This window comes from Kitasatospora sp. NPDC001095, assembly GCF_053598615.1.
In genome coordinates this window covers 30,750-51,474 of the sequence record NZ_JBSFKQ010000009.1, presented here as the reverse complement: position 1 = coordinate 51,474, position 20,725 = coordinate 30,750, and the positions used below count along the sequence as shown (strand labels likewise).

Genomic DNA, 20,725 nt, shown 5'->3' with positions numbered 1-20,725 from the left:
GGCCGCCCCGTACGTTGGACGTGCGAGGATTCGGACCATCAGTCTGACAAAGGAGTGCAGCGAGTGCCCGGCACAAACCTGACCCGTGAGGAGGCCCGCACCCGGGCCGACCTCCTCCACGTGGACGCGTACGACATCGAGCTCGACCTCGGTTCGGCCCGCGAGGGCGGCACCTTCCGGTCCACCACCGTGGTCCGGTTCACCGCCACCACCCCCGGCGCGGAGACCTTCATCGACCTCGTCGCCCCGAGCGTCGAGGAGATCACCCTCAACGGCGTGCGGCTCGACCCGGCGAGCTTCGCCGACAGCCGGATCCCGCTGCCGGGCCTGGCGGCCGAGAACGAGCTGCGGGTCGTCGCGAACTGCGAGTACACCAACACCGGTGAGGGCCTGCACCGGTTCGTCGACCCGGTCGACGGCGAGACCTACCTGTACACCCAGTTCGAGGTGCCGGACGCCCGCCGGGTCTTCGCCAACTTCGAGCAGCCCGACCTGAAGGCCGCGTTCGCGTTCACCGTGACCGCGCCCGCGGGCTGGGTCGTGGTCTCCAACTCGCCGACCCCGGAGCCGGTCGGCGAGGGCGACACCCGGGTCTGGACCTTCGAGCCCACCGGCCGGATCTCCAGCTACATCACCGCGCTCGTCGCCGGCCCGTACGTCGGGGTCTTCGACACCTACGAGAACGGCGAGCAGAAGGTGCCGCTGGGCGTCTACTGCCGGCCCTCGCTGCGCGAGTTCCTGGACCCGGAGGCCGTCTTCGAGGTCACCAAGCAGGGCTTCGACTACTTCCAGGAGAAGTTCGACTTCCCGTACCCGTTCGCCAAGTACGACCAGCTCTTCGTCCCGGAGTTCAACGCCGGCGCGATGGAGAACGCGGGCGCCGTCACCCTGCGCGACCAGTACGTGTTCCGCTCCAAGGTCACCGACGCCGCGTACGAGGCCCGCGCCGCGACGATCCTGCACGAGCTCGCCCACATGTGGTTCGGCGACCTCGTCACCATGGAGTGGTGGAACGACCTCTGGCTCAACGAGTCCTTCGCGACCTACGCCGAGGCGGTCTGCCAGGCCGAGGCCCCCGGCTCCAGGTGGCCGCACTCCTGGACCACCTTCGCCAACCAGATGAAGACCTGGGCGTACCGGCAGGACCAGCTGCCGTCCACCCACCCGATCATGGCGGACATCAACGACCTGGAGGACGTCCAGGTCAACTTCGACGGCATCACCTACGCCAAGGGCGCCTCGGTGCTCAAGCAGCTGGTGGCGTACGTCGGCCAGGACGCGTTCTTCCAGGGCGTGCAGGCGTACTTCAAGCGCCACGCCTGGGGCAACACCCGGCTCGGCGACCTGCTCGGCGCCCTGGAGGAGGCCAGCGGCCGCGACCTCAAGGCCTGGTCCAAGGCCTGGCTGGAGACCGCCGGCATCAACGTGCTGCGGCCCGCCGTCACCGTCAACACCGACGGCGAGATCGAGTCCTTCGCGGTGCTCCAGGAGGCCCCCGCGCTGCCCGCCGGCGCCAAGGGCGAGGCCGTGCTGCGCCCGCACCGCATCGCGATCGGCCTGTACGAGCTGAACGGCGACGCGCTGGTGCGCACCGACCGGATCGAGCTGGACGTCGACGGCCCGCGCACCGAGGTGCCCGAGCTGGTCGGCCGCCACCGCCCGGCCGTCGTGCTGCTGAACGACGACGACCTCTCGTACGCCAAGATCCGGCTGGACGAGGACTCGATGGCCGCCGTCACCGAGCACCTCGGCGGCTTCGCCGACTCGCTGCCGCGCGCGCTGTGCTGGGCCTCCGCCTGGGACATGACCCGCGACGGCGAGCTGGCCGCCCGCGACTACCTGTCGCTGGCGCTGTCCGGCATCGGCCGCGAGAGCGACATCGGCGTGGTGCAGTCCGTGCACCGCCAGGTCAAGCTCGCCCTCGACGCCTACACCGACCCGCAGTGGCGCGAGCAGGGCCTCGAGCGCTGGGCCGCCGCCGCGGAGGAGCACCTGCGCGCCGCCGAGCCCGGCAGCGACCACCAGCTGGCCTGGGCCCGCGCCCTCGCCTCGGTCGCCCGTACGGACGGTCAGCTGGACCTGCTCGCCGGACTGCTGGACGGCACGGTCGAGGTCAAGGGCCTCGCGGTGGACACCGAGCTGCGCTGGACGCTGCTGGTGCGCCTCGCGGCCACCGGGCGGGCCGACGAGGCCGCCATCGCCGCCGAGCTGGAGCGGGACAACACCGCGGCCGGCCAGGAGCACGCGGCCACCTGCCGCGCCGCCCGGCCGACCGCCGAGGCCAAGGCGCAGGCCTGGGCGTCGGTGGTGGAGTCCGACAAGCTGACGAACTATGTGCAGGAAGCGGTCATCGCGGGCTTCCAGCAGTCCGACCAGCGCGAGCTGCTCGCGCCGTACGCGGCGAAGTACTTCGCGGCGGTGAAGGGCATCTGGGAGACCCGGAGCCACGAGATCTCGCAGCAGATCATCGTCGGGCTGTACCCGGCCCTGGAGGTCACGCAGGAGACGCTGGACGCGACCGACGCGTGGCTGGCCTCGGCCGAGCCGGCGCCGGCCCTGCGGCGCCAGGTCGTCGAGGCGCGGGCGGGCGTCGAGCGCGCGCTCAAGGCCCAGGCGGTCGACCGTGCGGCGGGGGCCCGCTGACGGTGCGCGGATAGCCCGAAGGGGCGCCGGACGGGATCGTCCGGCGCCCCTTCGGGGTTGGTGCGGGTCCTGGGTGGACGCGTGCTTCCGTGGCGGTCGCGGGCTTCCGTGGCGAACGCGGGCTCAGGTGGCCGGCGCCCGCCTCCACGCGGCGTTACTTCTTCTTGCCCTTGCCGTACGGCAGGCCGGCCAGACCGGCGATCACCGCGAAGGCGACGAGCGGGAGGAACACGAACAGGCCGAGGGTCTCGCCGACGCTCAGGCCGGAACCGGGGTCGTCACCGTCGTCCCGGGCGAAGGCCATGGCGGGCGACGACAGCAGCATCATCAGCGTGACCGTTGCGCTAACCGCGCCGGCTCGCAAAGCGTTCCTCTTGTCCACGTTTCCAACTTACTCGCTGCTTACGGGAGGGCGCGCGTCGGGGTCCGCCTGGCGGATTCGGGCAGGGCGAGGAGCTGCGCGAGCAGGCCGGCGGCGGGGGCGGTGGCGAGGCGTTCGAGGGTGACCGGGTCGCCGGCGCCGTCGGCGACCGGGAGGCGCCAGTTCGGGTACTGGTCCCAGGTGCCGGGCAGGTTCTGCGGGCGCGGGTCGCCGACCAGGTCCGGCAGCCAGACCCCGACCAGCTCCGCCGGGGTGGCCCGCAGGAAGCGGTACAGCACCGGCATCGACAGCGGCTCGTCCGGGCCGATCAGCCCCAGCCGGGCCAGTTCGGCCCGCCAGTCCCCCAGCTCCGCCGCCGCCCGCTCCTGCTCCTCCCCCAGCGGCCTGGCCAGCAGGCCCAGCCGGTGCCGCAGCTCGACGTGCTCGCCGGAGAGCCGGGCCGCGGTGCTCGGCAGGTCGTGGGTGGTGAGGGTGGCCAGGCAGCCCGGCCGCCAGCGGTCCGGGTCCAGGATCGCGCCGCCCGCCTGCCAGTCCCGCTCGAACCAGAGCACCGAGGTGCCGAGCACCCCGCGCGCCGCCAGCTCCTCCCGCACACCCGGCTCCACCGTGCCGAGGTCCTCCCCGATCACCGCCGTACCGGCCCGGTGCGCCTCCAGCGCCAGCACGCCGAGCATCGCCTCCGCGTCGTAGCGCACGTACACGCCCTCGGTCGGCGGGTGGCCGTTCGGCACCCACCAGAGCCGGAACAGGCCCATCACATGGTCGATCCGCACCGCCCCGGCGTGTCGGGCGGTGCCCCGCAGCAGCTCCGCGAACGGGGCGTAGCCGGCCTCGGCGAGCGCGTCCGGGCGCCACGGCGGCAGGCCCCAGTCCTGGCCGTGGGCGTTGAAGGCGTCCGGCGGGGCGCCGACCGAGATGCCGCCGGCCAGCACGTCCTGCAGCGCCCAGGCGTCCGCGCCGTCCGGGTGGACGCCGACGGCCAGGTCGTGGATCAGCCCGACCGGCATGCCCGCCTCGCGGGCCGCGCGCTGGGCGTGGGCGAGCTGCTGGTCGACCTGCCAGGCGAGCCAGCGGTGGAACTCGACCCGCGCCCCGAGCTCCTTCTCCGCTCGCTCCACCTGTGGGCCGTCCGGGTGACGCAGGCCCTTCGGCCAGTGGTGCCACACCGGGCCGTGCTCCTCGGCCAGGGCGTTCCACAGCGCGTGCCGGCGCAGCCACTCCCCCTCGCGGCGCCGGTACGCCTCGTACTCGGCCTGCCGCCCAGGGCCGCGCGGTACCCGGTGCAGCAGTTCCAGGGCCTCGCGCTTGAGCCGCCAGACGGCGTCCCGGTCGATCAGGGCGTCGTGGCCGATGACCTCCTCGCGCAGCCGGGCGGCGCGGCGGGTCAGCTCCTCGGCGTGGTCGCGCTGGTCGCCGACCAGGTAGGCGTACTCGGGGACGGCCTCGATCCGCAGGTGCACCGGGTCGGCGAAGCGGCGCGAGGACGGACGGTACGGGGAGGGGTCGGAGGGGGTGCCGGGAAGGGCCTGGTGCAGCGGATTGATCTGCACGAAGCCCGCGCCGAGCCCGGCCCCCGCCCACCGGGCCAGTTCGACGAGGTCGCCGAGGTCGCCCATGCCCCAGGAGCGCTCGGACAGCACGGAGTACAGCTGGGCGAGGAACCCCCAGCCGCGGCCGGGGAGTTGCGGCAGCCGCTCGGGGGCGACGATCAGCGCGGCCCGGGCGGTCCCCGCGGTGGTCTCCGCCGTGAGCACGTGGCGGCCCAGCGGGAGATCCCCCGGCAGCCAGTGCGAGTGCCCGCGCGGCAGCTCCCAACTCCCGCCGTCCTCCAGCTCCACGAGCGGCCGGGCGTCCGCCGGCAGGTCCAGCGCCGTACGTCCTCCCTGCCGCACCACCACGCACGGCGGCAGCAACCGGCCCCGCTGCTCGGCCCGGTGACGCTCCAGCGCCTCCCCCACCTCCTGCGGCGACCCGGCCGCCACCCCCATCGCCCCCAGCACGGCCACCAGCGTCCGCGCCCCCACCGCCTGCCCGCCCGGCCCCGGGTAGCGGGTGTCCACCCCGTACGCCTGCGCCAGCGCCACCAGTTCGGCGGGCGGCGGCGGGGCATCCTGCGCCGGCACCTGCTCGGCTCCGTCACTGTCGTGGTAAGCGGCCACTCGCGGCTCCCTGCGATGTCTCGGCAACGCCCGGTCAGGACAGCCACAGTCCTACCCGCGTGACGCCTCGATCACCCAGCGCGACACGACGGCGCCGGGCGGATCGACCAGGGGCGGCTCAGCAGGACTTGAGGGCTCTGGCGCGGAACTTGTCGGGCTTCATCCGGGTCGTGCCGACGCCCTTGATGGTGAGGACCTCGTCACGCTTGAGCTTGTCCAGGTCGGCGAGCGTGAAGTCCATGACGATGTCCGCGGCGCTGAGCAGGTAGGTCCGGTCGCGGCTCAGGGCGGTGAGGCCGGTGGCGGTGGCGCTCCAGCCGGGGGGCGCGACGAAGAGCGGGAAGCGGTCCGTCCGGTCCTCCCAGGAGCCGGGGGTGATCGTCCACTCCTCCCGCAGGTCGGTGCGGGTGGTCGCGACTGTCACCGGCCCCACCTGGCCCCATGAACAGAGCGGGGCAAGGACGGCGAAGCCGTCGCCGTCCGGCTGGAGGCCGGCGGTCGGCTCGGGCGACGGGGGAGCACCCCGTGGTCGCGAGCAGGCCGACCGCGATCAGGACCGGCGGCCATCGGCGCGCCGATGGTCGGACCATCCGCCGTCCCCTCCCCCGGGCACGGTTGACGCTGCGCCACACCGTGACGCCGATTCTGCTGGGCGCGGCCGGTCCGCGCCAGGGGTCGGACCCGATCTCCACAAGAGGAGAAAACAGAACAAAGCCGGCATAGCCGTCGACGGCGTTGACACCCGGGTTGGCCAGCTGGTGGGGTTGCCGGAGATGTGGTCGTGGCCTGGCGAGGAGGCTCCTGTGCAAGCCCGAGTGTCCGTTGCGGCCGGGCGGCGGCTGCGGTCGCAGTTGGAGCAGAGTCCCGCGTTGCGGGACGTCGTGCAGCACCCCGCGGCGGTGGCGGCGCGGCGGGCCACGGCGCGGACGTGCCGTCAGCTGGCGCCGCGTACGGCGGACCGGCTGATCGCCGACCTCAAGGGGACGGAGCCGCTGCTGGCGTCCGTACGGGAGGAGCGGGCCGAGCGGGCCGCCGGGCGGCCGGGGCGGCGGACGATGCAGATCGCGGCCGGGGTCGCGGCCGCGGCGGTGGTCGGCGGGCTGCTGGTCGGCTCGGTGCCGTCGACGGCGTACGCGGCGCCCGCCGCGGCTTCGGTGCCGGACGTGGTGAGCGCCGCGCCGCAGACGCCACTGGGCAGTGTGACCGACCCGAAGGTGTTCCCGAAGCCGCAGCAGCAGACGGTGGCGGGCCGACCCGTCGCGGTGCCGGCGGCCGTGACGCTGGTGACCGCTCCCAAGGTGGACCAGGGCGCGGTGCGGGCCGTCCACGAGGTGCTGGAGGTCGCCGGGGCGACCGAGGTGACGCCGCAGCCGGACGGCGGCACGCCGGCCGCCGGCGCGCTGGTGGTGTACGTCGGCGGGCCCGCCGAGGGCGCCGGCGGCGAGACCGGCCGGGTGCTGCGGCAGTTGGCGGTCGCGGCGGGCGGCAAGGAGGACGCCGCGCCCTCGACCGCGGGGATGCCGACCGGCGGGTACGTGCTGTCGGCCGGTCAGCTGCCCGCCCAGGGCGGCGGGACGTACGGCGCCGTGGTGCTGTCCGGCGTGGACGCCACCGGCACCTTCTACGCCGCGCAGAGCCTGCGTCAACTGCTCGCCGCGGTACCGGCCGGGCAGGGGCAGGCGCCGGGTGCGGCCGGGCTCGGGCTGCCCGGGATCACGCTGCGGGACTGGCCGACCGGCGCGCCGGTGCGGGGCACCGCCGAGGCCTTCTACGGCACCCCCTGGACCGCCCGGCAGCGGCTGGAGCAGGTCGACTTCCTGGGCCGCTCCAAGCAGAACTTCTACCTCTACGCGCCCGGTGACGACCCGTACCGGCTCTCCCGCTGGCGCAACGCCTACCCCGCGGCCCAGGCCGAGGAGCTGCGCGAGCTGGGCTTCCGGGCGCGGCAGAACCACGTCACGCTCGGCTACGCGATCGACCCGGGGCAGTCCCTCTGCTTCAGCTCCGGCAAGGACGTGGACGCGCTGGTGAACAAGCTCGACGGGCTGCGGGGGCTCGGCTTCACCGCCTTCCAGCTGCAGTTCCTGGACGTCAGCTACGACGAGTGGCACTGCGGCGACGACCGCGACGAGTACGGCACCGGGCCCGCCGCGGCCGCCAGGGCCCAGGCCGAGCTGGTGAAGAAGGTGCAGGACCGGCTGGTGGCGCGGAACCCGGGCCTGGCGCCGCTGTCCGTCGTCCCCACCGAGTACCACCAGCAGGGCTCCACCCCGTACCGCAAGGCGCTGGCGGCGGCGCTGCCGGAGGGCGTCCAGGTGGCGTGGAGCGGGGCCGGGGTGATCCCGGAGAAGATCACCGGCGCGCAGGCCTCGGACACCGCCGGGCTGTACGGGCACCCGCTGCTCACCATGGACAACTACCCGGTCAACGACGCCACCCCGGACCGGCTCTTCCTCGGCGCCTACGCCGGGCGCGACCCGGAGGTGGCCACCCGCTCGGCGGCGCTGCTGACCGGCGCGATGCAGCAGCCGGTGGCGTCCCGGATCGCCCTCTCGACGGCCGGCGACTTCGCCTGGAACCCGGCCGGGTACAAGCCGGAGGAGTCCTGGCAGGCCGCCGTGCGCTCGCTGGCCGGGCCGACCGGCGCCGCCCCGACGCCCGCCGGGACGGCGCTGTCGGCGGTCACCGCGCTGGCCGGGAACAGCACTTCGTCCCCGCTGTCCAAGCAGGAGTCCGGCTATCTGACGCCGCTGCTGGACCGCTTCTGGGCGGCCGCCGAGCCCACCTCGGGCGCCACCCCCGACGTCGCCCGCCTGGTCGAGGCCGCCGCCCCGCTGCGGGAGGCCTTCGCCACCATGGCCACCGCCCAGCAGACCCTGGCCGGCACCCCGGCCACCGCCCAGCTGGCCGGCGAGGCCGCGCCCTGGCTGGGCCCGCTGCGCGACTACGGGCTGGCCGGGCAGGCCGCCCTGGACATGCTGCTGGCGCAGCGCGGCGGCGACGGGACCGCGGCCTGGAAGGCCCGGGTCGAGCTCAACCGGCTGCGCGAGCAGCTGGACCGGGCCCCGGCCACCGTCGGCACCGGGGTGCTCGGCCCGTTCCTGGACCGCGCCGTGCGCGCCGCCGACAACTGGGCGGGCGTGGGCGGCGGCGCGCTCACCCCGACCACCACCATGGGCACCGCGCAGGACCACCTGCCCGCGCTGATGACCGACGGCGTGGCCGACACCTTCTACTGGAGCTCCGCTCCCCCGCAGCCCGGCGACGCGGTCGGCCTGGACCTCGGCGCGGGCCGCCCGGTCAGCGGCGTGACCGTACTGATGGGCGGCTGGGGCAACGGCCCGGACGCCCGCACCGCCGAGGACGACTACATCCGCGACGGAGTGCTGGAGTACACGACCGGCGAGGGCGGCTGGAAGCAGCTCGCCGCGGTCAGGAACCAGAAGACGGTCAGCGCCCAGCTCCCGCCGGGCACCGTGGTACGGGCGGTGCGGCTGCGGGCCACCGCCGCGCAGAAGACCGCCGTCGCGGTGCGCGAGTTCACCGTCACCTCCCCGGACGAGTCCCCGGCCAGCGTCAGCGGCGGTCCCGACGCGGCGCCCGGCTCCTCCGCCGCCGCCGTGCTGGACGGCAACCCGGACACCGCGTACCGGGCCGCCAAGGCGCCGACGGCGCTGGACGAGCCGCTCGTCGTCGAGCTCGGCGCGGCCCGTCCGCTGGACCGGCTCACCGTGCTGACCGACCCGGCCGTGCACGCCACCGCCACCCTCGCGGTGCGCCGGGCCGACGGCACCTGGGCCGACCTCGGCACCGTGCAGCCCGGCTACAACGAGCTGTCGGCCGGCGGGCTGGCCGCCGACGCGTTCCGGCTGACCTGGCGGCCCGGCGGCGACCCGCCGGTGGTCAACCAGGTGATCCCGTGGTACGCGGACGCCCCGGCGGCCCGGCTCAGCCTCGCCGACCCGGCCCTGGACGTGGTCACCGGTGCCACGGCCCCGGTGACGACCCGGGCCACCGTCGAGGCCGGCCGCCCCGAGGGCACCACCGGCGAGCTGCGCACCGAGGTGCCGGCCGCCGCCAAGGGCCTGACCGTGACCCCGGCCGGCCCGGTGAGCGTGCCGCGCGGCGGCCGGGTCGGCGTGCCGCTGCTGGTGAGCGCCGCCGCGGACACGCCGTCCGGGACGTACCAGGTGCCGGTGCAGTTCGTGGCCGGCGGCACCACCGTCCGGCAGGTCCTCCAGGTCCACGTGGTGCCGCCCACCGGCGGTCCTGACCTGGCGCCCGGCGCCAAGGCCACCTCCTCGGGCGACGAGACGGCGGCCTTCCCGGCCTCGGCGGTCAACGACGGCGATCCGAAGACCCGCTGGTCCTCGCCGGCCAAGGACGACGCCTGGGTGCGGCTGGAGCTGCCGCAGCCGACCAGGCTGGGCGCGGCGGTGCTGCACTGGCAAGCCGCGTACGCCGCCTCGTACCGGATCCAGGTCTCGACGGACGGGAACACCTGGACGAACGCGGCGACGGTGGACAACGGCAGGGGCGGCGACGAGACGGTCCGCTTCGACGCGCCCGGGGTCCGGTACGTCCGGGTGCAGGGCGTGGCGCGGGCGACCAAGTACGGCTACTCGCTGTTCGGCATCGAGCTGTACGCCGTGACCCCGCCGGCCGCGCCGCAGCCCCCGGCCGGCGGCCAGCCCGCCCAGCCCGGCGGCGTGCCGGGCGCCCCCGCGGCGCCTCCCGCGACGGCGCAGAAGCCGTAGCCGCGGCCCGCAGCCGTGGCCCCGTGGCCTGCAAGCCCGCAGCCCGCAGCCCGCAGCCCGCAGCCCGTGGCCATGGCCGTGGCCGGGCAGGGAGCCGGGCCGGGGCCCGGAGAACGCGGCGGGCCGCCGGCTCCCCTGTGCAGGGGGCTCGGCGGCCCATGAGGCGCGTACCGACGGTGTGACGGGCGGGCCCTTGTGGAGCTGCGGTCAGGCGGAGAGCGGTTCGGGCTGCTCGCCGCGGCGGACGGGGGCTGGGTGGGCGGGGTGCGCCCGGCCGAGCGGGACGGGGTGGACCGGCTGCTCGGTATGGTCGTGGTGCTCGTACTCGCCCCACTGCGGGGCGCGCAGCTGGTCGCCGCCGCCGTACGGCTCCAGGTAGGGCCGCCACCGCGGGTCCTTGATCCCGGTGCCGATGATGCGCCAGGCCAGGCCGCTGGGCGGCGCGGGTGGTCGCTTCATCCGCCAGCCGAGCTCGGTGAGGTGGCGGTCGGCCTTGGTGTGGTTGCAGCGGCGGCAGGCCGCCACCACGTTGTCCCACCGGTGCTGGCCACCGCGGCTGCGCGGGATGACGTGGTCGACGCTGGTGGCGGCGGCCCCGCAGTAGACGCAGCGGCCGTGGTCGCGGGCGAACAGCGCCCGGCGGGTGAGCGGGACGGGCCCGCAGAACGGGACCCGGACGAAGCGGGTCAGTCGGACGACGGACGGCGCCGGAAGGGCGCTGGTGGCGCTGTGCAGAGTGACTCCCGAGTCCTCCAGGCTGACCGCCTTGTGGTTGAGGACCAGGATGAGTGCGCGGCGCATCGATACGACGCCGAGTGGCTCGTAGGACGCGTTGAGGACCAGGACATGCGGCACGGATGCCTCCTTGGACGCCTGCGGCGCGTGGCTCGCGCCGGGACGAGCGGTTGGACCGCGCCACGCGTGCGCGATCTCCCCCAGTGTCGCCTTACGCCTTTGTACGGCGCCACCACTCCTGTGTAACGGACCTGACTTGAACTCCGGGTGTGGTCTCTGTCATAGCCGGTATGCCCGGGGGAAGGTCGGGTTGCACCCGGGTGGCGGTGCGGTGCGCCCCGGTGACCCTGCCGGGTGGCCCTCCGGGGGCACGGTTCGGCCGTCCGGAGCAGTGCCCCGACTGCCCCGGGCGGCCCAGTGGTGCTGGTGCGCGGGGAGCGTACGGGGGCGTTGACGGGGCGTTCGGAACGCTCCGTACGCCCTCGGGCACGCTCGTGGGAGGTTCCCGGCGCGTCAGGGCGGGCAGACGGTGGCGGATAGGCTAACGCTCTCGGTCCGCGGGCCGCTCGTCGGCGGTGCGGGCCGGACACGCACCCCCGTCAGGAAGGCCCGCACGTGTTCAGCTCCGGTGCAACCGGTCCGTCCGACGCGTCCTCGACGCTCTCCACCCCGACGCCGGCCCCGAGCCCCACCGCGCAGCTGCCCGAGCTCGACCTGCGGATACCGACCAGCGCGCAGGAGGTCTCGGACACCACCCGGCAGGCCGCCAGCTGGTTCGACACCCACTGGCAGGGCTGGCTCGCCGCGGGGCTGCGGATCGTCTTCATCATCATGCTGGCCCTGGTGCTGCGGGCCGTGGTGCGCAAGCTCATCACCCAGCTGATCGGGCGGATGGCGCGCTCCTCGGAGAACCAGGAGGAGAGCCGGCTGGGCGGGCTGCTGGCCAACACCGGGGTGGTGAACACGGAGCGGCGCCAGCAGCGCTCGGAGGCGATCGGCTCGGTGCTGCGCAGCGTGGCCTCCTTCACCATCCTGGGCACGGCGGCGCTGATGGTGCTCTCCGCGCTGGGGGTGAACCTGGCGCCGCTGCTGGCGAGCGCCGGTGTGGCCGGTGTGGCGATCGGTTTCGGCGCCCGCAACCTGGTCACCGACTTCCTCTCCGGGGTCTTCATGATCATGGAGGACCAGTACGGCGTCGGCGACGAGATCGACACCGGGGTGGCCACCGGCACCGTGCTGGAGGTCGGCCTGCGGGTGACCAAGCTGCGCGGCGCCAACGGCGAGATCTGGTACATCCGCAACGGCGAGGTGAAGCGGATCGCCAACATGAGCCAGGGCTGGGCGACCGCCTCGGTGGACGTGCAGGTCGGGTACAAGGAGGACCTGGTCCGGGTCGAGGACCTGATCCTGGCGACGGCCGAGGGGATGGCCAAGGAGGCCCCGTACGACGAGCTGATCTGGGCGCCGGTGTCGATCCTGGGCGTGGAGTCGGTTGCCTCCGACTCGGTGGTGGTGCGGATCGAGGCCCGGACCGCCCCGGGCAAGGCGGCGGCCGTCTCCCGGGCGCTGCGCCAGCGGCTGAAGGTGGCGTTCGACCAGGCCGGGATCAAGGTCAAGGAGGAGGTCCCGGCAGCGGCGGCCGGGGCGACCGGCGTGGTGATCGCCCCCTCGCCGGTGCCGGCCGCCGAGCAGACCGCGCCGTCCGCGCTGGCCGACCCGGGCTCGCCGCGCTACCGGGCGACCGAGCCGATCCCGGCGGCGAAGGGGGCTGACGACCCCTCGAAGCCGTAGCGGTCCCACGCCAACGGACCCGGACGCGAGGCCCCGCTCCCACCCGAGCACGGTGGGGGCGGGGCCTCGTGCGGTCCGGTAACGCTTCGGCATCCTCCGCTCCGCCGACCATTGACACCCCGCTGACACGGCCCTTACGGTCCTTCCCAAGCGACTGGAAAGTTTCCTAACAGTTCTTCACGTCTCTTCCAGGCCCCTCCCCGCCCCTCCCCGCCCTTCCCCGACCGTTCTCCCGACCAGCCGAACGAGGAGGATTCAGGCATGACCAAGAGCACCGCCAAGGCCCCCCTCGCCGGCACCCCCAGCCTGCTGCGCGCCATCAACGACCGCGCCGCCCTCGAACTGCTGCTGGAGAACGGGCCGCTGTCGCGCACCCAGATCGGCGCCCTCACCGGGCTGTCCAAGCCCACCGCCTCGCAGCTGCTGGCCCGGCTGGAGGCGGCCGGGCTGGTCCTTCCGGTGGGCACCACGGCGGGCGGCCCCGGGCCCAACGCCCGGCTGTACCAGGTGAATCCGGCCGCCGGGTACGTCGCCGGACTGGACGTCACCAACAGTGGGATCCGGGTCGCGGTCGCCGACATCACCGGCACCACGCTGGCCGAGCACGCGGTGCCGACCAAGGGGATCCCGGCGGCCGGGACCGTCCCGGCGGTCGCCGCCGCCGTCGCCGAGGCCGTGCGGGCCGCGGGGATTCCCGAGGGCTCGCTGCGCACCGCGGCGATCGGGGTCGGCGGCGCCCCCGATCCGGTCACCGGCAAGCTGCGCTACGCCTCCCACCTGCCGGGCTGGCACTCGCCGCGGCTGGTCGAGGAGCTGACCGGGGCGATCGGCGCGCCGGTGTCGATCGAGAACGACGTGAACCTGGCCGCCGTCGCCGAGCAGTCCTCGGGCGCCGCGGCCGGCTTCGAGGACTTCGTCCTGCTCTGGGCCGGGGCGGGGGTCGGCGCGGCGATCGTGATCGCCGGGCGGCTGCACCGCGGCTTCACCGGCGGCGCCGGGGAGGTCGGCTACATGCCGCTGCCCGACTCGCCGGTCGAGTGGGACGCCCGCCGCCGCAAGTTCGGCGGGTTCCAGGCCCTGGTCGGCGCACCGGCCGTGCGGGCCCTGGCCCGTGAGCACGGGCTCGGCGCGGCCACCGCGCAGGAGTCCGTCGCCAGGGCGCTGGCCACCCCCGGCGCCGGCGACGCCTTCCTCGCCGAGCTGGCCGGGCGGCTCGCCGTCGGGCTGGCGGTGATCGTCGCCGTCGTCGACCCCCAGCTGGTGGTCCTCTCCGGCGTGGTGCCGAGCGCGGGCGGCGAGCGGCTGCGCGCGCTGGTCGAGGACGAGCTGGCCCGGATCTCCATCGCCCGGCCGGAGGTCCGCAGCAGCAGCCTGCCCGGGTCCCCGGTGCTGCTCGGCGCCCTGCAACGTGCCCTGGCCGACGCCCGCGAGGCGGTCTTCTCCACCCACTGACCACCCACTGACCACCCACTGACGCACCCCACTGACGCTCCCCCTGTCACCTCGCCACCTGCACCCACCTCTCCCCAACCCCCGAACGCGGGACCCGAGGCAACGAGGCCTGCCCGCGCACCCCCAGGAGGATCCCGAAGTGCACGCCACCACGTCCCGCAGAGGCCGTCGCACCATCGCCGCCGTCGCCGGCAGCGCCGTCCTGGCCCTGCTCGCCTCCGCCTGCACCGGTTCCAGCGACGCGGGCGGCAACGACGACTCGGCCAGCGGCAAGGACGTCACCATCACCTTCTGGCACGGCTGGAGCCAGGAGAACGAGGTCAAGGCGATCAACGACAACATCGCCGCGTTCGAGAAGACCCACCCGAACATCCACGTCAAGGCGGTGGACAGCCTCGCGGACGACAAGGTCAACCAGGCCCTGCGGGCGGGCGGCGCGGACGCGCCGGACGTGGTGTCCTCCTTCACCACCAACAACGTCGGCATGTTCTGCTCGACCAAGGCCTTCACGGACCTCAAGCCGCTGCTCCAGAAGAGCGGCATAGACCCGGCCAAGACCTTCCCGGCGACGATGCTCGACTACACCCAGTTCCAGGGCAACCAGTGCTCGCTGCCGCTGCTCGGCGACGCCTACGGCCTGTACTACAACAAGAAGGCCTTCGCCGCCGCCGGCATCGCCCACCCGCCGAAGACCTTCAGCGAGTTCGCCGCCGACGCCGCCCTGCTGACCGCCCCCGACGGCGACTCGTACAAGCAGTTGGGCTTCATGCCGCTGTACCACGGCTACGAGTCCACCACCGAGCACTACCTCGGCCAGTACGGCGCGAGCTACTTCGGCCCCGACGGCAAGTCGAACATCGCCACCGACCCGAAGGTCGCCGCGATGCTCACGTGGCAGAAGGGCATGGTCGACCAGCTCGGCGGCTACGCCAAGCTGGAGAAGTACCGCGCCACCTTCGGCGAGGAGTTCAGCGCCAAGAACCCCTTCAACACCGGCCAGGTCGCGATGATCCTGGACGGCGAGTGGCGCACCGCCTCGCTCGCCAAGGACAAGCCCGACTTCGAGTGGGCCACCGCTCCCTTCCCCGTCCCGGACGACCAGGCCGACACCTACGGCCGCGGCTACCAGACCGGCACCATCGTCGGCATCGCCAGCACCAGCAAGAAGCAGACCGCCGCCTGGGAGTTCGTCAAGTACCTGACCACGGACACCGACGCGGTGGTGAACTTCGCCAACGCGATCCACAACGTGCCGAGCACCTTCGCCGCGCTCGACTCGCCGAAGCTGGTCAGCGACGCGAACTTCAAGACCTTCCTGGACGTCGCCAAGAACACCCACTCCAGCACCACCCCGCCGGCCGTCAACGGCGGCTCCTACATCACCACCCTGCAGAACCTCGGTTACGACTACGAGTCCGGCAAGCAGGGCGACCTCGCCGCGGGCCTGGCCGCCACGGCCAAGCAGATCGACACCGACATCGCCCAGGCCAAGTAAGGGCCGGGAACGGTCCACGGAGCTCCCATGTCACTCGCGTTCGGCACCCGCAAGGGCAACGGCGACCAGGCCGACGCGGGACCGACCGGCCCGGCGGCGCCCTCCACGCAGCACCTGCTGCGTCGCAAGCGCCGCCGGGCGGCGGCCCGCACCCTCGCCTTCCTCTCCCCCTGGCTGATCGGGTTCAGCGTCTTCTTCGTCTACCCGCTGGTCTCCACCGTCTACTTCTCCTTCACCTCGTACAACGGCTTCGGCACCCCGACCTTCAGCGGCCTGAAGAACTGGGACTACGTCTTCAACCACCTGCCGACCTTCTGGCAGGGCCTGCGCAACACCCTGTGGCTGGTCGTCGTGATGGTGAGCCTGCGGGTCGCCTTCGGCCTGGGCATCGGGATGCTCATCACCAAGGTGAAGACCGGCGCCGGCTTCTTCCGCACCGCGTTCTACCTGCCGTACCTGGCCCCGCCGGTGGCCGCGACCGTCGCCTTCGCCTTCCTGTTCAACCCCGGCACCGGCCCGGTCAACCACCTGCTGGGCGAGCTCGGCCTGCCGCAGCCCGGCTGGTTCGCCTCCGAGGACTGGTCCAAGCCCGCGCTCACCCTGCTCGCCATGTGGGGCGTCGGCGACCTGATGGTCATCTTCATGGCCTCGTTGCTGGACGTGCCCCGGGAGCAGTACGAGGCGGCCGAGCTGGACGGCGCCGGCCCCTTCCAGCGGTTCCGGTACGTCACCCTGCCGAACATCTCGCCGATCATCATGTTCGCTGTGGTCACCGGGGTGATCCAGACCATGCAGTACTACACCCAAGCGATCGTCGCCGGGAAGGTCGCCAGCGGCATCGCGGGGGGCTCCGGCCAGCAGTTCGAGCCCGGCTACCCCGGCGGCTCCACCTGGACCCTGCCGCAGATGGTCTACAAGCTCGGCTTCCAGACCTACAACTACGGCGCGGCCTGCGTCGTCGCCGTGGTGCTGTTCGCCATCTCGATGGCCGTCACCTCGATCCTGCTCCGCCGCCGCTCCGGCTTCATGGCGAGCGACGACTAGCGGCCCGGGAGGACCCGATCATGACCCTTGGCACCACACTCACCAAGGGGCCGGCCACGGCCGTCCCCCACCGGTCCGGCGGCCCCGCCGCCCGGGCCGCCCGTCGCCGCGCGTTCCTCAACTGGGTGGCCGTGCACACGGTGGCGATCGCCGCCGCGCTGTTCTTCCTGCTGCCCTTCGTGTTCGTCTTCCTCACCTCGGTGATGTCGGACGGGCAGGCGCTCACCACCGACTACTGGCCGACCGACTGGAACTGGGGCAACTACGGCAAGGTCTGGGACACGCCCGGCTTCCTCACCTGGTGGCGCAACACCCTGCTGTACGCCGGTCTCGGCACCCTGCTGACCGTGGTCTCCAGCCTCCCGGTGGCCTACGCCCTCGCCAAGTTCCGCTTCCGCGGCCGCAACCTGGCGCTGATGGCGGTCATCGCGATGATGATGCTGCCCCCGCAGGTCACCGTCATCCCGATGTTCCTGTTCTGGTCCAAGCAGATGGGCATGGACGGCTCGCTGTGGCCGCTGATCATCCCGATGGCCTTCGGCGACGCGTTCTCCATCTTCCTGCTGCGCCAGTTCCTGATGACCATCCCCAAGGAGTACCTCGAGGCCGCCCGGGTGGACGGCTGCGGTGACCTGCGCACCCTGCTGCGGGTGGTCCTGCCGATGGCCAAGCCGGCCATCGCGGCGGTCGCGCTGTTCCAGTTCTTCTACTGCTGGAACGACTACTTCGGCCCGCAGATCTACGCCAGCAACAACCACCAGGCCTGGACCCTCAGTTACGGACTGGAGTCCTTCAAGGCCGCGCACCACACCAACTGGAACCTCACCATGGCCGCCACCCTGCTGGTGATGGCGCCGGTGATCGTCCTCTTCTTCTTCGCTCAGAAGGCCTTCATCGAAGGCGTGACACTGACAGGGGTCAAGGGCTGATGTCCGCACTGAAGTTGGCAATCGTCGGCGGGGGTTCGACGTACACCCCGGAGCTGATCGACGGCTTCGCCCGGCTGCGCGACTCCCTGCCGATCGGGGAGCTGGTGCTGATCGACCCGGCCGCCGAGCGCCTGGAGCTGATCGGCGGCCTCGCCCGGCGGATCTTCGCGAAGCAGGGGCACTCCGCCGCCGTCACCGTCACCACGGACCTGGCCGCGGGCGTCACCGGCGCCGACGCCGTACTGCTCCAGCTGCGCGTCGGCGGGCAGGCGGCGCGCAACCAGGACGAGACCTGGCCGCTGGAGTGCGGCTGCGTCGGGCAGGAGACCACCGGCGCCGGCGGGCTCGCCAAGGCGCTGCGCACCGTCCCGGTGGTACTGGACATCGCCGAGCAGGTGCGCCGGACCAACCCTGACGCCTGGATCGTGGACTTCACCAACCCGGTCGGCATCGTCACCCGCGCCCTGCAGACCGCCGGCCACAAGGCCGTCGGGCTGTGCAACGTCGCGATCGGCTTCCAGCGCAAGTTCGCCGGGCACCTTGGTGTGGACCCTGAGCTGGTCCGGCTCGACCACGTCGGGCTCAACCACCTGACCTGGGAGCGCGGAGTGACCCTGCTGGACGCCCCGGGCGCCGCGGGCGGGCGCGAGGTGCTCCCCGAGCTGCTGGCCTCGCACGGCAAGGAGATCGCCGAGGACCTCCACCTGCCGCAGGCCGTGATCGAGCGCCTCGGCGTGGTGCCGTCCTACTACCTGCGGTACTTCTACCAGCACGACGCGGTGGTGGCGGAGCTGAAGGAGCAGGGCTCGCGGGCCGCGCAGGTGGCCGAGATCGAGCGGCAGCTGCTGGAGCTGTACGCCGACCCGGCCCTCGACACCAAGCCCGAGCTGCTCGGCAAGCGCGGCGGCGCCTTCTACTCGGAGGCCGCCGTCCAGCTGATCGCCGCGCTGCTCGGCACCGGCGGCGGGACCTCCGTGCAGGTGGTGAACACCCGCAACGACGGCGTGCTGCCCTTCCTTCCGGACGACGCCGTGATCGAGGTCCCGGCGGAGGTGGACGCGCGGGGCGTGCGCCCGCTGCCGCAGCGGCCCGTCGAGCCGCTGTACGCCGGCCTGATCGCCGCCGTCACCTCGTACGAGCACCTCGCCCTGGACGCCGCCCTGCGAGGCGGCCGCGACCGGGTCTTCGACGCCCTGCTCGCCCACCCGCTGGTCGGCCAGATCGAACTCGCCGACCAGCTCACGGACCGGCTGCTCGCCCACAACCGCGAGCACCTCGCCTGGGCCTGACCTGCGCCCGCCGGCTGCCCGCCCGCCGGCCCGAGAAGGCCGCGGGCGGGCGCCGCGAGGAGACCGTCCACCCCCGGCCGGGGACCCTTCGGCCGGGCTCCCCGGCCGCGACCACGGTCGGGCACCCGGCCGACGACCACGGCCCGGGCCACGTACGAGCCGCGGGGACCTGATGACCCACCTGCCCGAACCACTCCTGCCCGGCGTCCTCGCCATCGACGCGGGGAACTCCAAGACCGACGTCGCCCTGATCGGCGCGGACGGCAGCGTCCTCGGCACCGCCCGCGGCGGCGGCTTCGCGCCGCAGAAGATCGGCGGCGCCGCGGCGGTCGCCGGCCTCGCCCCGCTGGTCGAGCAGGCCGCCGCCGCGGCCGGCCACCCGGCCTGGAGCGGCGTGCTCACCAGCCACGTCAGCGCCTGCCTGGCCAACGCCGACCTGCCGGTCGAGGAGGAGGCCCTGCGCGCGGCGCTGGAGTCCCACCCCTGGGGGGCCAGCAACACCGTCGCCAACGACACCTTCGGCCTGCTGCGGGCCGGCACCGACGGCCCGCTCGGAGTCGCGGTGGTCTGCGGCGCCGGGATCAACTGCGTCGGCCTGCTGCCGGACGGCCGCACCGCCCGCTTCCCCGCCCTCGGCGAGCTCACCGGCGACTGGGGCGGCGGCTCCGGGCTCGCCGTCGCCAGCATGTGGCACGCCGTCCGCGCGGAGGACGGCCGCGGCGGCCCGACCGGGCTCGCCCGGGCCATCGCCGAGCACTTCGGCCTGCCCAGCGCCGGCGCCGTCGCCGAGGCCGTCCACCTCGGGCACCTGCCGAACGCCCGGCTGCACGAGATCGCCCGGGTGCTGTTCGCCGTCGCGGGCGAGGGCGACGAGGTGGCGCTGAAGCTGATCGACCGCCAGGCTGACGAGATCGTCCGGCTCGCGGTGGTGGCGCTCCGGCGCCTGCAGCTGCTGGACACCCCGGCCCCGGTGGTGCTGGGCGGCGGCGTGCTCGCCTCCAGGCAGCCGCTGCTGCTGGACAACCTGACCGCCCGGCTCGCCGAGGCCGCCCCGCTGGCCGAGCCGCGGGTCGTCGTCGCCCCGCCGGTGCTGGGCGCGGCGCTGCTCGGCCTCGACCACCTGGCGGCGGGCGCCGAGGCGCAGGCCCGGGTGCGGGAGGCGTACGAGGCGGGTCGGCCGGTCGCGGCCTGACACCCGCTCAACAGCCTCCCTCCTCCGCCGGATCCGCACATCCGACGGAGGAGGGAACCGCGGTCCCTGCCCCAGGCGTGTCAGGTGATTACCGACCACCGCCACCGCCCGGGGAGACTGGTGCCATGGCCACGCCCCGCATGCTCCTCGCCGCCGCCCTGCTGGTCTGCGGCACCGCCGCCGCCCTCACCGGCTGCACGCCCGCCGACTCCGGTTCCACGGTGGCCGCCGCCTCCGCCGCCGCGCAGGCCGACGAGGGCGCGGACGACCTGCTGGACGAGGACGACGGGTTCCTCTTCGAGGAGGACGACGAGGAGGCCTACTCGCCCGCGGCCGGCCCGGTCGGGGGCGCCTCCTCCGCCTCCGCCGCCTCCTCCGCTTCTCCCGACGGGGCCTCCGGTGGGGCCTCAGCCTCCTCCGCCGTGGCCGAGTGCGCAGTGCCCACCGAACGCCCCGGCCACCAGGTCCTGCTCGTCGTCGCCGCCGGCCCGGCCGAACTCACCGCCGGCCCGGCCCGCTTCAGCTGCGCCTCCGCCCGCTACGAGCCCGCCGGCAGCCCCGTCCACTACGGCTTCGCGGCGGCGGGCGTGACGGCGACCCTCGTCGACGGCCCGCACGACGACCCGCACGACGACCCGCACGACGGCCGGCACGACGCCCCGGCCGCGGCCGTCCCCCTCGACGAGCTGATCGCCCACCTCGACGACTGCCTCGCCGAGCGCGAGCCGGCCGAACCGTACGGCTGCCACGGCAACGCCTACGACGTGGTGCTGGACTCCCACGGCCGGATCATGCGGATCGGCGAGGTCGGGGGCCCCTCGGACGCGCCCTGACGGCGCTCCGCCGGCCCATACGGT

General features: G+C 74.0%; 13 protein-coding genes and 1 pseudogene. 10 read left to right on the top strand and 4 right to left on the bottom strand.

Going from position 1 to position 20,725, the window contains the following annotated elements:
- Window positions 1-63 precede the first annotated feature (63 nt).
- Window positions 64-2,643, top strand: a complete 2,580-nt coding sequence (gene pepN, locus ACWDBB_RS11070) for an aminopeptidase N (protein WP_449789299.1) — start codon at window positions 64-66, stop codon at window positions 2,641-2,643.
- A 154-nt stretch (window positions 2,644-2,797) separates the two neighbouring features.
- Here the strand turns inward: pepN and ACWDBB_RS11065 are convergent, their stop codons facing one another.
- The 3 genes from ACWDBB_RS11065 to ACWDBB_RS11055 form a co-directional block, all read right to left on the bottom strand.
- Window positions 2,798-3,025 (bottom strand): hypothetical protein, encoded by a 228-nt coding sequence (locus ACWDBB_RS11065; RefSeq protein ID WP_449789298.1) that lies wholly within the window; start codon window positions 3,023-3,025, stop codon window positions 2,798-2,800.
- 20 nt (window positions 3,026-3,045) lie between these two features.
- A complete protein-coding gene (malQ, locus tag ACWDBB_RS11060) occupies window positions 3,046-5,148 on the bottom strand; it encodes a 4-alpha-glucanotransferase (protein WP_449789417.1) in 2,103 nt (700 codons plus the stop codon).
- 154 nt (window positions 5,149-5,302) lie between these two features.
- Window positions 5,303-5,608 (bottom strand): hypothetical protein, encoded by a 306-nt coding sequence (locus ACWDBB_RS11055; RefSeq protein ID WP_449789297.1) that lies wholly within the window; start codon window positions 5,606-5,608, stop codon window positions 5,303-5,305.
- Between the two features lie 379 nt (window positions 5,609-5,987).
- Between ACWDBB_RS11055 and ACWDBB_RS11050 the strand changes: the two genes are divergently transcribed.
- Window positions 5,988-9,941 carry a beta-N-acetylglucosaminidase domain-containing protein gene (locus tag ACWDBB_RS11050; RefSeq protein ID WP_449789296.1) on the top strand — a complete coding sequence of 1,318 codons (3,954 nt, stop codon included), beginning with the start codon at window positions 5,988-5,990 and terminating at the stop codon, window positions 9,939-9,941.
- 351 nt (window positions 9,942-10,292) lie between these two features.
- Here the strand turns inward: ACWDBB_RS11050 and ACWDBB_RS11045 are convergent.
- Window positions 10,293-10,796, bottom strand: a pseudogene (locus tag ACWDBB_RS11045) (HNH endonuclease); the annotation flags it as partial.
- A 495-nt stretch (window positions 10,797-11,291) separates the two neighbouring features.
- Here ACWDBB_RS11045 and ACWDBB_RS11040 point away from each other — a divergent pair.
- The 8 genes from ACWDBB_RS11040 to ACWDBB_RS11005 all read left to right on the top strand — a co-directional run bounded on the left by ACWDBB_RS11040 (window position 11,292) and on the right by ACWDBB_RS11005 (window position 20,701).
- Window positions 11,292-12,467: a mechanosensitive ion channel family protein gene (locus ACWDBB_RS11040; protein ID WP_449789295.1), complete on the top strand. Its 1,176-nt coding sequence runs from the start codon at window positions 11,292-11,294 to the stop codon at window positions 12,465-12,467.
- A gap of 261 nt (window positions 12,468-12,728) precedes the next feature.
- On the top strand, window positions 12,729-13,919 hold the full coding sequence (locus ACWDBB_RS11035; protein ID WP_449789294.1) for an ROK family transcriptional regulator: 1,191 nt from the start codon (window positions 12,729-12,731) through the stop codon (window positions 13,917-13,919).
- A 139-nt stretch (window positions 13,920-14,058) separates the two neighbouring features.
- Entirely contained in the window at window positions 14,059-15,414 is a 1,356-nt protein-coding gene (locus ACWDBB_RS11030; RefSeq protein WP_449789293.1) for an ABC transporter substrate-binding protein, read from the top strand.
- A gap of 27 nt (window positions 15,415-15,441) precedes the next feature.
- Complete coding sequence (locus ACWDBB_RS11025; protein WP_449789292.1) at window positions 15,442-16,458, top strand: carbohydrate ABC transporter permease; 1,017 nt, start codon at window positions 15,442-15,444, stop codon at window positions 16,456-16,458.
- A gap of 20 nt (window positions 16,459-16,478) precedes the next feature.
- Entirely contained in the window at window positions 16,479-17,387 is a 909-nt protein-coding gene (locus ACWDBB_RS11020) for a carbohydrate ABC transporter permease (RefSeq protein ID WP_449789291.1), read from the top strand.
- 8 nt (window positions 17,388-17,395) lie between these two features.
- Entirely contained in the window at window positions 17,396-18,676 is a 1,281-nt protein-coding gene (locus ACWDBB_RS11015; RefSeq protein WP_449789416.1) for a 6-phospho-beta-glucosidase, read from the top strand.
- A 172-nt stretch (window positions 18,677-18,848) separates the two neighbouring features.
- Window positions 18,849-19,868, top strand: a complete 1,020-nt coding sequence (locus tag ACWDBB_RS11010) for an N-acetylglucosamine kinase (protein WP_449789290.1) — start codon at window positions 18,849-18,851, stop codon at window positions 19,866-19,868.
- Between the two features lie 125 nt (window positions 19,869-19,993).
- Window positions 19,994-20,701: a hypothetical protein gene (locus ACWDBB_RS11005; RefSeq protein ID WP_449789289.1), complete on the top strand. Its 708-nt coding sequence runs from the start codon at window positions 19,994-19,996 to the stop codon at window positions 20,699-20,701.
- The last annotated feature ends 24 nt before the right edge of the window (window positions 20,702-20,725 follow it).

Excerpts from the sequence above, each read along its gene's own strand:
- ACWDBB_RS11025 (WP_449789292.1), top strand. The coding sequence starts at position 15,442 with ATGTCACTCGCGTTCGGCACCCGCAAGGGCAACGGCGACCAGGCCGAC.
- ACWDBB_RS11005 (WP_449789289.1), top strand. The coding sequence starts at position 19,994 with ATGGCCACGCCCCGCATGCTCCTCGCCGCCGCCCTGCTGGTCTGCGGC.
- ACWDBB_RS11010 (WP_449789290.1), top strand. The coding sequence starts at position 18,849 with ATGACCCACCTGCCCGAACCACTCCTGCCCGGCGTCCTCGCCATCGAC.
- ACWDBB_RS11020 (WP_449789291.1), top strand. The coding sequence starts at position 16,479 with ATGACCCTTGGCACCACACTCACCAAGGGGCCGGCCACGGCCGTCCCC.
- ACWDBB_RS11035 (WP_449789294.1), top strand. The coding sequence starts at position 12,729 with ATGACCAAGAGCACCGCCAAGGCCCCCCTCGCCGGCACCCCCAGCCTG.